The sequence below is a fragment of the Pseudovibrio sp. Alg231-02 genome, assembly GCF_900143565.1.
In the GTDB taxonomy this organism is placed as follows: domain Bacteria; phylum Pseudomonadota; class Alphaproteobacteria; order Rhizobiales; family Stappiaceae; genus Pseudovibrio.
In genome coordinates this window covers 146,969-161,926 of record NZ_FREX01000003.1, presented here as the reverse complement: position 1 = coordinate 161,926, position 14,958 = coordinate 146,969, and the positions used below count along the sequence as shown (strand labels likewise).

12 protein-coding genes are annotated in these 14,958 nt (G+C 52.1%); 7 read left to right on the top strand and 5 right to left on the bottom strand.

Features of this window, described 5'->3' with window-relative positions:
* The first annotated feature begins 10 nt into the window (after positions 1–10).
* Both DHN43_RS10260 and DHN43_RS10255 read left to right on the top strand, forming a co-directional pair.
* Entirely contained in the window at positions 11–1,765 is a 1,755-nt protein-coding gene (locus DHN43_RS10260; RefSeq protein ID WP_063286299.1) for a type I secretion system permease/ATPase, read from the top strand.
* On the top strand, positions 1,765–3,078 hold the full coding sequence (locus tag DHN43_RS10255) for an HlyD family type I secretion periplasmic adaptor subunit (protein ID WP_108818534.1): 1,314 nt from the start codon (positions 1,765–1,767) through the stop codon (positions 3,076–3,078). The genes DHN43_RS10260 and DHN43_RS10255 overlap by 1 nt, the downstream gene beginning before the upstream one ends.
* 99 nt (positions 3,079–3,177) lie before the next feature.
* Here DHN43_RS10255 and betB read toward each other — a convergent pair whose 3' ends face one another.
* Genes betB through betI form a run of 3 tightly spaced genes read right to left on the bottom strand, consistent with a single transcriptional unit; the run spans position 3,178 to position 6,977 of the window.
* Entirely contained in the window at positions 3,178–4,641 is a 1,464-nt protein-coding gene (gene betB, locus DHN43_RS10250; protein ID WP_193775898.1) for a betaine-aldehyde dehydrogenase, read from the bottom strand.
* Positions 4,642–4,689: 48 nt separating this feature from the next.
* Complete coding sequence (gene betA / locus DHN43_RS10245) at positions 4,690–6,339, bottom strand: choline dehydrogenase (RefSeq protein WP_108818533.1); 1,650 nt, start codon at positions 6,337–6,339, stop codon at positions 4,690–4,692.
* A gap of 35 nt (positions 6,340–6,374) precedes the next feature.
* Positions 6,375–6,977, bottom strand: coding sequence for a transcriptional regulator BetI (gene betI / locus DHN43_RS10240; protein ID WP_063306035.1), 603 nt, complete (start codon positions 6,975–6,977; stop codon positions 6,375–6,377).
* Positions 6,978–7,249: 272 nt separating this feature from the next.
* On the opposite strand from betI, the gene DHN43_RS10235 reads away from it, so the two are divergent.
* The 5 genes from DHN43_RS10235 (at position 7,250) to DHN43_RS10215 (ending at position 12,784) form a co-directional block, all read left to right on the top strand.
* Positions 7,250–8,206 (top strand): choline ABC transporter substrate-binding protein, encoded by a 957-nt coding sequence (locus DHN43_RS10235; protein WP_057463117.1) that lies wholly within the window; start codon positions 7,250–7,252, stop codon positions 8,204–8,206.
* 206 nt (positions 8,207–8,412) lie between these two features.
* Positions 8,413–9,261 carry a choline ABC transporter permease subunit gene (gene choW / locus DHN43_RS10230; RefSeq protein ID WP_057463116.1) on the top strand — a complete coding sequence of 283 codons (849 nt, stop codon included), beginning with the start codon at positions 8,413–8,415 and terminating at the stop codon, positions 9,259–9,261.
* Positions 9,258–10,301: a choline ABC transporter ATP-binding protein gene (gene choV / locus DHN43_RS10225; protein WP_057463115.1), complete on the top strand. Its 1,044-nt coding sequence runs from the start codon at positions 9,258–9,260 to the stop codon at positions 10,299–10,301. Before choW ends, choV begins: the two co-directional genes overlap by 4 nt.
* A 201-nt stretch (positions 10,302–10,502) precedes the next feature.
* A complete protein-coding gene (locus DHN43_RS10220; RefSeq protein ID WP_108818532.1) occupies positions 10,503–11,663 on the top strand; it encodes a DUF898 family protein in 1,161 nt (386 codons plus the stop codon).
* A 2-nt stretch (positions 11,664–11,665) separates the two neighbouring features.
* Positions 11,666–12,784 carry a M48 family metallopeptidase gene (locus DHN43_RS10215; protein ID WP_108818531.1) on the top strand — a complete coding sequence of 373 codons (1,119 nt, stop codon included), beginning with the start codon at positions 11,666–11,668 and terminating at the stop codon, positions 12,782–12,784.
* Positions 12,785–12,825: 41 nt separating this feature from the next.
* On the opposite strand, the gene DHN43_RS10210 is transcribed toward DHN43_RS10215, so the two are convergent.
* Both DHN43_RS10210 and DHN43_RS10205 read right to left on the bottom strand, forming a co-directional pair.
* Positions 12,826–13,788, bottom strand: coding sequence for a M14 family metallopeptidase (locus tag DHN43_RS10210; protein ID WP_108818530.1), 963 nt, complete (start codon positions 13,786–13,788; stop codon positions 12,826–12,828).
* Positions 13,789–13,835: 47 nt separating this feature from the next.
* Complete coding sequence (locus DHN43_RS10205) at positions 13,836–14,762, bottom strand: LysR family transcriptional regulator (protein WP_063300348.1); 927 nt, start codon at positions 14,760–14,762, stop codon at positions 13,836–13,838.
* Positions 14,763–14,958: the final 196 nt, after the last annotated feature.

Below are 14,958 nucleotides of genomic sequence, written 5' to 3'. Positions count from 1 at the left end.
AGAAAAGCTTATGCCCGGCAGCCAACGACAGAAAGAATCTGTAATCACCAGTGCATTCAGATCTCTAAGGTCCGCACTGGTTGGAATTGGTGGCGTCAGCATGCTGTTGAATATTTTGATGCTGACAGGACCACTCTTTATGCTGCAGGTCTATGACCGCGTGCTGGCGAGTGGGTCGGTCCCAACGCTTGTCGTTTTAGCAACCCTTGTTGGCGTCCTTTTCCTTTTCTATGGAATTCTGGAAACACTTCGCAGTCGTGTTTTGTCCCGTCTTGGGCAACGTGTAGATGCCCAGCTCTCTGGTGTTTCCTACGAAATCTCAACGAGCCTACCGCTTATTCTCGGCCCCAAAGGTGCAAAGATGCGCCCGGTTCAGGATCTGGATCAGGTGCGCAGTTTCCTTTCAGGCCCAGGCCCTGCTGCCATCTTCGACTTGCCGTGGATGCCACTCTATTTCGGTATCGTGTACCTCTTCCATCCCTATCTTGGCATGATGGCAATCGGTGGGGCATTGATCATCTGTGCGCTCGTTGGAGTAAATGAACTTACCTCCCGCAGACCTTCAAGCGAGGCTGCAGCCGAAACAAACCGCCGCTCTGCCATCGTTGAAGCCAGTCGTTCCAATGCTGAAGTCATTCAGGCAATGGGCATGATGGAAACGATGAAGAACAGATGGCACAAGGGCAATGATGCCTACTTGGTCAAGCAGCGCAAAGCGGGCGACCGAGCTGCCTTTTTCTCAACAGCCGTCAAAACCTTCCGCTTCATCTTGCAGTCCGCCATGCTTGGCATGGGTGCATGGCTGGTTATCCAGCAGGAGGTCACCTCTGGTGTCATGATCGCCTCTTCAATCATGTCTTCCCGTGCCTTGGCCCCTGTTGAGCAAGCAGTTTCCCAATGGAAAGGTTTTCTGGCTGCACGACAGGGCCTCGCCCGTTTGCGCAAGGTCGTCGAAAATAAAGATGACACCAACAACGTGATGGAGCTGCCCCTTCCGCATCAGAAAGTTGATCTGGACAGTGTGGCATGTGGCCCGGTCGGTATCCGCCAGCCAATCGTGCAAGGCATCTCATTTAGTCTTGCAGCTGGCGAAGGCCTTGGCGTGATTGGCAAGTCCGGTTCTGGCAAGTCAACACTGTCCCGCTCGATTGTCGGCATCACCAATGCGCTGACAGGATCAATCCGGTTTGATGGCTCAGAGCTTGATCAATGGACGTCGGAGCGTATCGGTGAATTTGTGGGCTTCTTGCCGCAGGACATTCAATTGTTTGATGGCACGGTTGCGGAGAATATTTCCCGGTTCAAGGAAGACGTAAACCCTGATGATGTCATCGAAGCTGCGAAAATTGCCAGTATCCATGAGTTCATCACGGGCCTGCCGGATGGTTACAACACGATTATCGGTAGTGGTGGTTATGCCTTATCTGGCGGCCAACGTCAGCGCATCGCCCTCGCCCGTGCCATGTATGGTGAGCCTTTCCTCATCGTTCTGGATGAGCCTAACTCCAACCTGGATTCTGAAGGTGAAGCCTGCCTGACCCATGCGATCAAACTGATGCGGGGCCGGGGTAAGATCGTCATTGTCATTGCCCACCGCCCAAGTGCGATTGCGGCGGTTAATAAGGTGCTTGTGCTCAATGATGGCCGACAAGCTGCCTTTGGTCCGCGAGATGAGGTTATGAAGCAACTTGTAACCCCGGTTCAAACTCAGCAAGTCCCGCAAAAAGCAGCAATTAAAGCTCCTGCCAAACGAGGAGCAGCATAATGTATAATCATTCTGAAAGTGACAAGCAGATCAAGGGTAGCATTAGATTCCATCTGATCTGCGCTGGTCTTCTGGTTGTTATCCTTGTTGGAGGCGTAGGCCTCTGGGGCGGCCTGATGGAAATCCGCGGCGCGATCATCGCTCCAGGTACCATTGTCGTTGAAACCAACACCAAGAATGTGCAGCACATGGAAGGCGGAATTGTCCGCTCCATCATGGTAACTGACGGGGACACTGTCGAAGTCGGAGACACCCTACTCCGCCTTGATGACACAGTGACCCGCGCCAACCTTGCTGTCGTGACCAAACAGCTCGACAATCTTTACTCGCAGGAAGCCCGTTTGATCGCAGAACGTGATGGAGAAGAAGAAATACTCTTCTCAACACGAGCCACAGATGATGCACATTCTCAGGTCCTGAACACCATTCAGGAAGGGCAACGCCGGATGATGGTTGCGAAGACCAAGAACCTGCGTGGCCGACAGGACCAGATGCGTGCTCAGATTCAGCAGTATAGAAAGCAAATTGATGGACTGTCTCAACAAAGAGATGCCAAAGAAATCGAGATCAGCCTGATCGATGGCGAGTTGGAAGACCTCAACAAACTACTGGCCAAAAGACTGGTTACAGAGTCCCGTGTCACAGCCCTCAAGCGCGAAAAAACCAAGCTTCAGGGTGAATATGGGGACTTCATAGCTCAGGTCGCTAAGACAGAAGAAGCCATCGCGGAGCGCAATATTCAGATCATGCAGATCGAAGAAGATGTGCTGACAAAGACACTGGAACAGCTTCAGCAAGTCCGGGCAGAGGTTGCTCAACTTGAAGAAAAGAAGATCGCTGCACAGGACCAGCTGATGCGCATGGAAATCAAATCACCCCAGTCTGGCACAGTGCACGACCTGACCATTCACACCATCGGCGGTGTTATCGCTCCCGGAGAGGTGTTGATGCAAGTTGTGCCACGTGAAGACGTTCTGGTGATTGAAGCGCAGGTGCAGCCAATCGATGTGGATCAGTTGACGCCCAATCAGGAAGCAACGATCCGCCTGCCAAGCTTTGATCAACGCACAACACCCGAGCTGACAGCTCAGGTGAAGACGATCTCACCTGATCTTTTGGAAGACCCCAAAACCGGTCTCAGTTTCTATATGGCTGAGCTGACAATCTCAGAAGATCAGCTGGACAAGCTGGGTGGTAAAAATCTGGTGCCGGGTATGCCGGTCGAGGCGTTCATTCAAACAGAAAACCGCACGGTGATCTCATACATCATGAAGCCAATGGTCGATCAGATCGCCCACGCAATGCGTGAGTAGGGACGCCGTGTATCGCCGAAAAGTGGAAACCGGTTTTCGGATAAAGATACGCGAACAAAAGCCCCTACTCTGCTCATTCAAAATGATGGTTGAGGCTGCTTACCAGCCAGCCTCAACATCACCCATCTCTACATAGATGCTCTTGACCTGAGAGTACTGATCCAGCGCCCACTGACCATTCTCACGTCCAATACCGGAGTTCTTGAAGCCACCAAATGGCATCTCGACCGGGGTCAGGTTGTAGTTGTTGATCCAGCAAGTGCCAGCTTCCAACTGATCAATCACACGGTAAGCACGCTGAATGTCTTTGGTGAACACAGCAGCAGCCAAACCAAACTCGGTGTTGTTGGCGCGGCGGATCACATCAGCTTCATCATCAAAGTCCAGCACACACATCACAGGACCAAAGATCTCTTCGCAAGCAATGCGCATGTCGTCTTTGACCTCAGTGAAGATGGTTGGCTCAACAAACAGTCCACGACCAAGGCCTGCCACCTGCGGACGTCCACCACCAGCATAGAGAACCGCACCTTCGCTCTGTCCAATCGCGATGTAGTCCATCACTTTCTCAAGCTGAGCTTTGGAGACAAGCGGGCCAAGCTGTGTGTCTTCATTGAGCGGGTCACCAATAAGGATCTTCTCGGTCCGCTCTTTCAGACGCTTCAGGAACTCATCCTTGATGGAAGAGTGCACGAACACGCGTGTGCCGTTGGAGCAAATCTGACCGGTGGAATAGAAGTTCGCGTTCATCGCTGCAGCAACGGCATTGTCGATGTCACTGTCTTCAAAGATCACCACCGGAGATTTGCCGCCCAGCTCAAGGCTCATGTGCTTCAGCTGAGAAGCTGCTTTTTCAGCAACCTTCATACCGGTTGGCACGGAACCCGTCAGGGAAACCTTGGCAATTTCAGGATGGGAAACCAGAGAAGCAGCTGCTTCACGGTTTGCCTGCACTACGTTGAACACACCATCCGGCAAGCCCGCTTCACGGAAAATCTCAGCCAGCTTGAGCGCAGAAAGGCAAGTCACTTCAGATGGTTTGAAGATCATTGCATTACCAGCAGCCAGCGCCGGAGCAGCTTTCCATGCAGCAATCTGAATCGGATAGTTCCAGGCGCCAATGCCAAGGCAAATGCCCAGTGGCTCGCGCTTGGTCAAGGCATAAGAGCCACCCAGATCGATGTGTTCGCCGTTAGAGGTAGCCGCAACGCTTGCAAAGTATTCCAGCGCTTCAGCACCGGAAGCAGCATCAGCCACCAGAGTTTCCTGCAGCGGCTTACCCGTATCAAGCGTTTCCAGCTCGGAAAGCTCACGGTTACGCTCGCGCATCAGGTCAGCAGCCTTACGCAGAACGCGGGAGCGCTCAGCAGGTGCCATGGAACGCCAGATTGCAAAGCCCGTCCGTGCGGATGCAACAGCTTTGGTGATGATTGCCGGTGTTGCGGAGTGAACCCGCGCAATCACTTCCTGTGTTGCAGGGTAAAGGCTGAGGATCTCCTCACCCATCGTGTCTTCAACGTAAGTGCCGCCAATAAAGTGAGAGCCACCAGGCTGCGCACGCAGGGATGCATTTGTCAGGTTATCTGTTTTCGTCATTTCTTAATCCAACACTTACCGTTGTTCGTTCTGCCAGTTCGGGTGAACCCACGCCTGCTTATCACTGGCAGGAAGCATACCTTTTCCGAGAATATGGTCTGCAGCCTTCTCACCAACCATGATGGAAGGTGCATTGAGGTTTCCGTTCGTAATCTGCGGGAAGATGGAGCTATCCGCAACGCGCAAACCGTCAACACCAATCACACGACATTCGCTGTCAACCACAGCACTCTCGTCATTCGTGTCACCCATCTTACAGGTGCCACACGGATGGAAGGCGCTCTCGACATGTTCTTTGATGAAAGCATTCAGTTGATCGTCGCTTTCAACGTCTTTGCCTGGTTGAATTTCCTTGCCACGGAATGGATCAAACGCCTGCTGAGCAAATAGCTCACGTGTCAGGCGAATGCACTGGCGGAAATCTTCCCAATCGTCTTCATGGCTCATGTAGTTGAACAGCACATTCGGCTTGTCCATTGGGTCCGCAGACTGCAGCGTCACCGCACCGCGAGACTTGGAGCGCATCGGACCAACATGAACCTGATAGCCATGGCCTTCAGCCGCCGCCTGCCCGTCATAACGAACCGCAAACGGCAGGAAGTGGAACTGAATGTCAGGGTACATCACGCCCGCTTTGGAGCGAATAAAGCCGCAGGTCTCAAAGTGGTTGGTGGTGCCCAGACCAGATTTCGCCAGCTGCCACTGAGCTCCGATCACGCCTTTGGAGATCAGATTCCAGTGCTTGTAGAGCGTAATCGGCTGAGTACACGCCTGCTGAATATAGAGTTCCAGATGATCCTGAAGGTTCGCACCAACACCCTTGCGATCTGCAATCACATCAATGCCCAGAGCGGACAGAGCAGCTGCATCACCAATGCCGGAATGCATCAGAAGCTTTGGAGAGTTGATGGAAGACGCAGAAACGACAACTTCGCGGGAGCATTTGACCTGATGTACTTGCCCGCCACGTACATACTCAACGCCAACAGCACGTTTGCCTTCCATGAGAATGCGATTAACGTGCGCACCAGAGATAATCTCCAGATTCTCGCGGCCTTTGATGGGCCAGAGGTAGGCATTGGAGGCGGACCAGCGACGGCCATTGTGCACCGTCATCTCCATATCGCCAAAGCCTTCCTGACGATAACCGTTGTAGTCGTCAGTTTTGGCATAACCAGCCTCTTCACCAGCCTGCACAAAGGCATCGTAAAGCGGGCTCCAGCGTGTACCGCGAGAGACGTAGAGTGGGCCGGACTTTCCGCGCCAGTCTCCGTCGATCTCGGTATTCTCAAGGCGCTGGAAGTAAGGCAAAACGTTCTGGTAACCCCAGCCTTTCGCCCCCATCTCCTCCCAGCTGTCAAAGTCGCAGGCATTGCCGCGCACATAGACCATGCCGTTGATGGAGGAAGAGCCGCCAATCACCTTACCACGTGGCAAAGCAAGCTTACGCCCATCCAGATGCGGCTCGGGCGCGCTCTCATAGCCCCAATCGTAGCGGGACATGTTCATGGGATAGGACAAGGCAGCGGGCATTTGGATAAACGGACCGATATCCGTACCACCAAACTCCAGCAAAACCACCTTGTTTTGGGGATCTTCAGAAAGACGGTTTGCCAGGGCGCATCCAGCAGAGCCGGCGCCTACAATAATGAAATCTGCAGTCATTGTATTCTCTTGGGCTTGAAGCCGTATTCCAGTTATTATTGTGTAGTTTCTGTCGTTTCAAAGCTGTCGAAGCACTTCTTCACGTAGTCCTGAACCAGCATTGTTGCCGGTGACCCGTCAGGCCGGTTTGTCGTTAGCACGCATTGCAGCCAGAGCCCGTCAATCATCGCAGCTGTACCTTCTGCCGCTGTAATTGCCGTCTCACGATCTGTGACGCGGTGGTATTCCGCAGTGAGGTTCGAGATCAGCCGTCGGTGGTAGATCTGAAGCAACCGGCGTGTTCCCGGTTCCGTTCGTGCAACCACATAAAACGCAAACCACGCCGAGATAACAGAGGGCTGAAACTGCTCATCGCTGAAGTTGGTATGGATGATCGCATCGATCCGCTCCATAGGGGTTTTCGTCTTGAGCAAGCGCTTGCGGGATTGCTTGCTCAAGTCCGTCAGCAAAAAGCTCATGGTCGCGTTGAAGACAGCTGCCTTCGAGCCAAAGTAGTGATGTGGCAGACCCGTCGAAACGCCGGCATTCTTGGCAATATCTGCCATTGTCGTCGCTGCGTATCCTTTTTCATGGATCGCTTTGATCGTTGCCATAATTATCGAGGTTTTGCGTTCCTCTTCCATTCCGACCTTAGGCATTTGCGCCGAACTCACTCCAAGATTATTTTTATTGAACGTTCAATCAATAAAAATAGTTCTTAGAACATTTCGGAGCTTTTGAAAAGTATTGCACTCAGATTTATCGTAATTAATATCTGACGGAGAGGTTGCCTTTAGTCCATCGGGTGTTTATTAGCTTTAGTGAACGAAGGAATTTGAAAATTTAATTGTCGCCATGATAGTGTTTGGGACATGTTTTCTACACAATTCTACGGCTCTATTAAATAAATATCGAAATTGGGGAGATTTACATGAGTGTTGCTAGTGGCCTGATAAAGAAACTTTCTACTTCTGCTTCAGTACTATTACTAATCACTGGGTCAGCTCTCGCCGCAGAAGCGGAAGCCTGTAAAACTGTACGCTTCTCCGACGTGGGCTGGACAGACATCACCGCAACCACCGCCACAGCAACGTCTGTGCTGGACGCGATCGGTTACGAAACAGACGTAAAAGTACTTTCCGTTCCAGTCACTTATGCGTCTCTCGCAAACAACGATATTGATGTATTCCTCGGCAATTGGATGCCGACAATGGAAGCTGATATCGCGAAATATCGTGAAGCTGGCACCGTTGATACTGTTCAAACCAACCTGACTGGCGCCAAGTATACTTTGGCTGTTCCTAAGTATACCTATGACAAGGGTTTGAAGGACTTTGCGGACATCGCAAAATTCTCTGGAGACCTTGATGGCGAGATCTACGGCATTGAAGCGGGCAACGACGGTAACCGTCTGATCCTCGATATGATCGAGAAAAACGCGTTCGGTCTCGACAAATTCGACCTCGTCGAATCATCTGAAGCTGGCATGCTGTCCCAGGTCGCGCGTAAAACCCGCAAGAACCAGGACATCGTCTTCCTCGGTTGGGCACCGCACCCAATGAACTCCAATTTTGAGTTGAAGTACCTCACCGGTGGTGACGAGTTCTTCGGTCCAAACTTCGGCGGCGCTGACGTTCTGACCAACACCCGCGCAGGTTACTCTGCTGAGTGCGCAAACATGGGCAAATTCCTTCAGAACCTCACCTTCTCCCTGCAGATGGAGAACGAGATCATGAACGGTATTCTGAACGACGGTGAAGAGCCAACAGACGCAGCAAAAGCATGGATCAAGAAGAACCCTGAGGCTCTTGATAAATGGCTTGCTGGCGTAACTACTTTTGACGGTAAAGACGGTCTTGCTGCTGCAAAGACTGCATTCGGCCTCTAAGGGTCATTACCGAGCATGAATTGAGAGGCGGATGCGATACACTCGCAGTCCGCCTCTTAGCGCATTATTCCAGAACACTCCGGCACCTGGAATAACCATTGCGCACTGGGGCAAGCTGCTTGTCGGTACCAATAATTCTGTATCCTGCCCTATAAATGAAATGACGTTAACGCGTTGACACACAATAACAAAATCTGAGGTTTCCCGTGGAGTGGCTAACAGAGCACAAACTACCCATCGGCAAATGGGCCAAGTGGGGAGTTGACTGGCTCACCGACAATGCAAGTGGCTTTTTCGATGCGATTTCCGTTGCAATCGAATGGCTCATCGACAGTGTACTATGGGTTCTACAAGCCCCTCACCCGCTCGGCATTGTCGTCATTGCCACAGCTTTGGCCTTTGTGGTCAGAAGATCCTTCGTCTTTTCAGCCTTTGTTGCAGTGAGCCTGCTGCTCATCATCAACCAGGGCTATTGGGATGAAACCACAGAAACGCTGGCGCTGATCCTCAGCTCCACCTTTATCTGTATGTTGATTGGTATTCCTGTCGGCGTTTACTCCGCGCATCACCCTAAGTTCTTCTCATGGGTACGGCCTGTGCTGGATTTGATGCAGACAATTCCAACGTTTGTGTACCTGATCCCCGCCCTGATCCTGTTCGGACTGGGTGTCGTTCCAGGTCTGATTTCAACTGTCGTCTTCGCCCTGCCCGCATCCATTCGCCTAACCCAGATTGGTGTTGCCTCCACGCCGCAACATCTGCTGGAAGCTGGTGAAGCTTTTGGCGCGACCTATTGGCAGAAGCTCTTTAAGATTGAGCTGCCATATGCGCTGCCAAATATTATGGCTGGCCTGACGCAAACCATCATGTTGTCACTGTCCATGGTTGTGATCGCTGCCCTTGTTGGCGCGGATGGCCTTGGTGTTCCAACACTTCGTGCGTTGAACACAGTGAACATCGCAAAAGGATTTGAGGTTGGTATTGCAATCGTGCTGATTGCTATTGTGCTTGACCGTTTCTTCAAAAGCTCAGAAGAAAAGGGCAGCAAAAAATGACCAATCCTGTTGTTTCCTTCAAAAACCTTTCCATTGTTTTCGGCGATCAGCCCGACGCTGCCCTGCCCTTAATTGATGCCGGCAAAAGCCGCGCTGAAATTCAGGACCAAACCGGCCAGTTGGTTGGCGTTGCCAACGCGACCTTCGACATCCAGCAGGGCGAACTTCTTGTTCTCATGGGCCTGTCCGGTTCTGGCAAGTCCACCCTGCTCCGCGCCATCAATGGACTTAACAAGGTCTGCCGTGGCGAAGTGCTCGTTGCTGACGATGGCGAGCAGGTCAACCCAACCACCTGCTCTACCTCGCGCCTGCGTAAACTGCGCCGCGAACGTGTTGCCATGGTATTCCAGCAGTTCGGCCTGCTGCCTTGGCGCACTGTGCGAGATAATGTTGGCTTCGGTCTGGAACTCTCCGGCATTCCTAAGACCCAGCGTCTGGAACGTGTCGAAGAGCAGCTGGAACTTGTTGGTCTTGGCGGCTGGGGCGACAAATACGTGCATGAGCTTTCCGGTGGTATGCAGCAGCGTGTTGGTCTGGCACGCGCCTTCGCAACAGATGCACCAATCCTGCTGATGGATGAACCGTTCTCTGCGCTCGATCCTCTCATTCGCAGCCGTTTGCAGGATGAGCTGCTGGAGCTGCAGGAAAGACTACACAGAACCATCGTGTTCGTGAGCCACGATCTTGATGAGGCCGCCAAAATCGGCAACCGCATCGCCATTATGGAAGGTGGTCATGTGGTGCAGATCGGCACTCCGCAGGAAATCGTGAAGAAACCAGCGGATGAGTACGTTGAATCCTTTGTCGCGCACATGAACCCACTCAACGTTCTGCACGCTGAAGACATCATGACGGACCTCTCTCAGATGAGCGCTGATGTGATCGTGAGCGTTGAAGAGATGCCAAAGTGTGCAGCGAAGCAAATGATCCGCGAAGTGATTGAGATGAAGCGCCACAACGCTGGTCCAATCGCAGTTTATCGCGGAGACCGCCCGGTCGGTATCATTCGCGAACAGGAAATCATGGACTGCTTCGTTTAGGACGCAGAACATTCATCGATTCTACACAGGCGCATCTGCAAAGATGCGCCTGTTTTTTGTTAACCTAAGAAATCCTCAGGCATTCACGGCCGAAGAGTTGCTATAGAAGAATAATGCTCACTCAGCTTTCGAGTGTTTGCATAATTTGACGAGTAGAATTACAGAGAAAGACGTTTTTATTTAAAAATTTTGGATCGTGCCATGACTATTGACATTGCTCAGGAAAATCCGGGTTCACCAAAGCGGAGTTATATCCTCTTTTCTGGCGGTTCGTTCTTCGGACGCATTATGACATGGGTCACTTTGACGGTTGCTACATTGGGTATCTACCGTTTCTGGGCCATGACGGGCCTGCGTAGATCTCTTTGGTCCGCGACCCATCTGGAAGGCGATCATCTTCGCTACCATGGCACGGGCAAAGAGCTTTTCATTGGTTTCCTGATTGCTCTGGCAATCCTAATTCCATTCTACGCGCTTGGTTTTGGCCTCCAGTTTATGGGGCCGATTGCAACAATCGTTGGTTTCGGTATCATGTTTGTTGTTGGTTTTCTGCTGACACCCTACGCCTTGTTCCGCCGCCGCAGATACCTGCTAACCCGCACAAGCTGGCGCGGAGTTCGCTTCCACATGCAAAGCTCTGCATGGCGTTATGTGGGCGCATGGCTCTTCTGGACCATCCTCTCAGTCCTCACCCTCGGCATTGCTCTGCCATGGCGCATGGCAAAACTGGACAGAATGCTGGCAGAAGCCAGCTACTTTGGGAACCAGCGGTTCAGTTATTCAGCAAAAGCGAAGAACTATTTTGATGCGTTGATACCTGTTTATGCGATCACGTTATTGCCCGTCGCATTTATCTTGATTGCGGCGGTGTATACACAAGGTAAAGCCCTCGCCTTCCTACCGCTCGTAGTTCTGTTGTCTATGGTCCTCTGGCCTCTTGCCATGGCGAGAATCTTCCGTCTTCAGGCCAACTCCACAAAGATTGGTGATACCGGCTTCGAGAGTTATATCGGAGCTTCCAAGTTCTACGGCGCCTATATTATTCATGGTGTGATTGTTGGCGTGGGTATCTCAATTGTAGGTGCAGTTGGTACTCTTCTGGCTGTAACAGTTGGAGTCCAACTAGAGCCACAGAGTGGCTTTTTCAGTCTGGCTTTCCTGCCAGTTTTTGCTCTTTATTACGGTGTGCTCCTGTTTGCCAATATGATGGTCCTTCAAGTCATGTTGTTTGAGTGGAAGATGAGCAGCATGGTGGTCATCAACGCCCACAGCGTAAAGGATGCAATTGCTGCTGGTGATTTGGAGAATGCAGTTGGCATGGGGCTTGCTGATACGCTTGACGCAGGGTTTGAAGTTATCTGACCATGAAGTTACTGCTTGGAAACGCTGAGTTCTTTGATGGCACGTCTGCAGCTGTACGCAACTGTCAGATCTGGTTTGACTATGATGAGATGGTCCTGACAGATCTGGCAGGCGATCAGGAATATGCGCGCTGGTCCGCGGCAAAGCTGCTCTGTGATTGGACATCTCAAACCGCCATGGTGGTAGAGCTGAACAAGCCAACAAGCACCGCTTACGTCAAAATTACGAATACAGAGACCGCGCAATCCGTTGAGCGCAAAATTCGTTTGGTAGCGGGCCTTCCAAAGCGCGAAAACACAAAGAAAATCGTGTTTGGCAGCTTGGCATCCATCGCCCTGATTGCGCTTGCGCTGATTTACTTTTTACCTGCGTTCTCCAAATACGCGGTTCACAACGTGCCGAAGTCCTGGGAAGCGGAACTTGGCAAGAGCGTTGAAGAAACACTGATCCCGGCTTTGAGTGAAGAGAAAATCTGTAAGGCCTCAACGGGTCAGGCTGCCTTGGAGCAGATGGCAAAGCGCCTCACAAAGGGCATGGACTTGCCGTTTGACCCGGTGATGACAGTGGTTGAAAGCAAAATACCCAACGCTTTCGCCCTTCCCGGCGGTAGGATCACCATTCTCTCCAAAACACTGGAAGTGGTTGACAGTCCTGATGAACTGGCCGCCGTGCTGGCGCATGAGCTTGGCCATGTCAAACACCGCCACTCCATGCAACAGCTCATCAACGTGGCGGGCACGGGTATTGTCTTTTCCATGTTCATCGGAGACTTCACCGGCGGCAGTATCGTTGCCAGTGTTGGGGAGTCTATGCTCGACAGCTCTTACTCCAGAGACATGGAGCGTGAAGCCGACCTTTTCGCTGTTCAGATGCTGGAAAACGCAGGCGTAGATTCTACCGGGCTCGCGAGCTTCCTTGAAAAGATCGCAGCAGAGCACAGTGAAGCCAATGCTCTCACACAGGCTCTGGGCTTCCTCTCCAGCCATCCGCCAACACAAGAGCGCGTGGATACGCTGAATGAGCTTGCCGACCCAGAGGCAAAGAAAACGCCCGTTCTCAGTGAATGGCAATGGGAAAGCTTGAAGAATATCTGCTCTGAAACCGCAGAGTTAAGCGCTTAAATTGCGTGGCTGGGAACCAGATTCCCAGCCCCAAAGCGCTCTTAATCCAACAGCTTCCCAAGTCGTACGGCAGTCTTCCCAACCAGCAATCGACGACTTGGCATAATCAGCACGCAGTTGTCATGCGGTGTTGTGACTGGCGTGTCTCCATCCGTCGCAATCACAGTTCCTTTCTCGGCAATGACCTCCATCCCAAGGTAATCATCGCTGAAACGGAAATCTTTATGCTGAACCGTAACAGGTGCCACGATTTCTATTGTTTTTTGTGGAACCAGCGGCGGCTGCTCTGCAAGAAACACCTCACTAAAATCAGCAGGCACACACTCTGTTGCACGCAGGAAACGAATACACGCCGCTATAGCACGAGGCCCAGCCGCAGCTTCCCAATGTTGCCCGGCTTCCAGCAAAAGAGCGGCCTTTGGACTGGCCGGCTCGCCAAACCCATCATAATCACGCAGCCGCTTGCCTTCTTCATGGCCGGAATCGCAGATAATCCACTCAGGATCAGCCACTTGCTTGGCTAACGCACGGCCTTTCTCCTGATCCCCAGCCAGCATAAGCGGCGGGTTCTTGTGCTGCATGCTATGCAAATCCAGCAGGTAATCTACTGTATCGACAACAGGCCGCACTTCGCGAGCTCGTTCCAGCTCGCGCGTCACTTCCGGGCCATTCAGCGAACAATTTTGCCAAACACGATTGAAATCCTGATCCAGATAACGCGAAGCGGTTGGGTCATTCCGGTCAAACGAGTTGTAAGCCGCCACATTCATAAAAGCGAAGCTCAGCTTGCCGCGCACAGGGCGAACTTCCTGCTTAAACAGCCAGTCCAAAGCAACAGCGCCGCACGGCTCATTGCCATGCACCAGCGCAGAAATCATCACATGCGGGCCAGCAGTGCCGGAATCGAACGTAGTGATCCAATCCACTCCGGTATTGCCGACTTTATAGGGCAGGATATCGGGAAAATCGATTTCGATAGGGTAAGCTGTACTTTCAATAATCATGGCAATGGTCCTTGAAAAGTATAGGTCACACCAGCCTCAAAACGCATCTAGGCTGGTGTTGAATATGGGTCCTCAATCTCAAAGGCGCGCGTAAATTCAATGAATTTTCTGGCGATCGGAGTGCTCGGTGTCGTTGCAGGCAATATGAAGGCGTTGAGGTAGGAGATACGCGGCTTAAACGGCAGAAAAACCAGCGTTTCTGGATGGTTTCGCGCCACGGGAAACGGGTTGAGGACGCTGACACCAACACCTGCATGCACCAGCTCACTCACGGAGACGGCGGTAGAAGATTCGGCAACAATATTAGGCCGAATTCCCCGTTCCGCAAACATGCGCTCCAAAATCGCCCGCACGGGAAACCGGCGGGTGAGGGCGACGAAGTCCTGCCCGTCGAAGTCTTCGGGCTCAATAAACGCTTTGCTGGCAAGGGGATGGTCCCGATGCAAAACCGCATGCGCAATGGCAGAACGCAGCGGTTCCAGCGTTAATCCAGCGTGCTTGGAAAGCCCGTCAGTGATCCCCAGATCGGCATGCCCTTCCGCTACATGATTGCGAACGTCAGAGGATGTACCAATCTCCAGTTCAACCTTTTGCCCTGGATAAGCCTTGATGAACGCCGCCATCACGCCCAGCAAAAAGCGGTGTGAGATTGTTGGCGGCGCTGCAAGGCGCAGCGGCTTGCTGCTGTGCTGAGAAACGAATGTCTCGTTCTCAATCCCCGCCAGCATCTCGAAAACCGGCTCAAGCTTCTCATTCAGTGCCAAAGCATCAGAGGTTGGCACAAGCCGACCACTTTCCCGATTAAACAGCGTTTTACCAAGACGTTCCTCAAGGTGCTTGATCGCGCGGCTCACCGCAGGCTGCGAAATACCAAGGCGTGCAGCGGCGGCAGTTGTTTTCCGAACGCTGATGACAGCGCGTAAAACTTCAAACTCTCGAAGGCTGAGACGGGGGCGTGTAGGGGTATCTGACATAGTTCTATGCGTTTTGATTATAAAATTTTGAATGACAATGTTGAAAACACATACTACGGTTTAAGTCAACCGCGAAGCTCTACCGGTGATTTGCCCGTTTTGGCAGAAGCACACTCATATAAAGAAGCAGCGGCATTGTTACTGGGCGAATGAATTTTAATCGCCAGAGGGAACGAAAATTTTGAGGGGGGAGCAG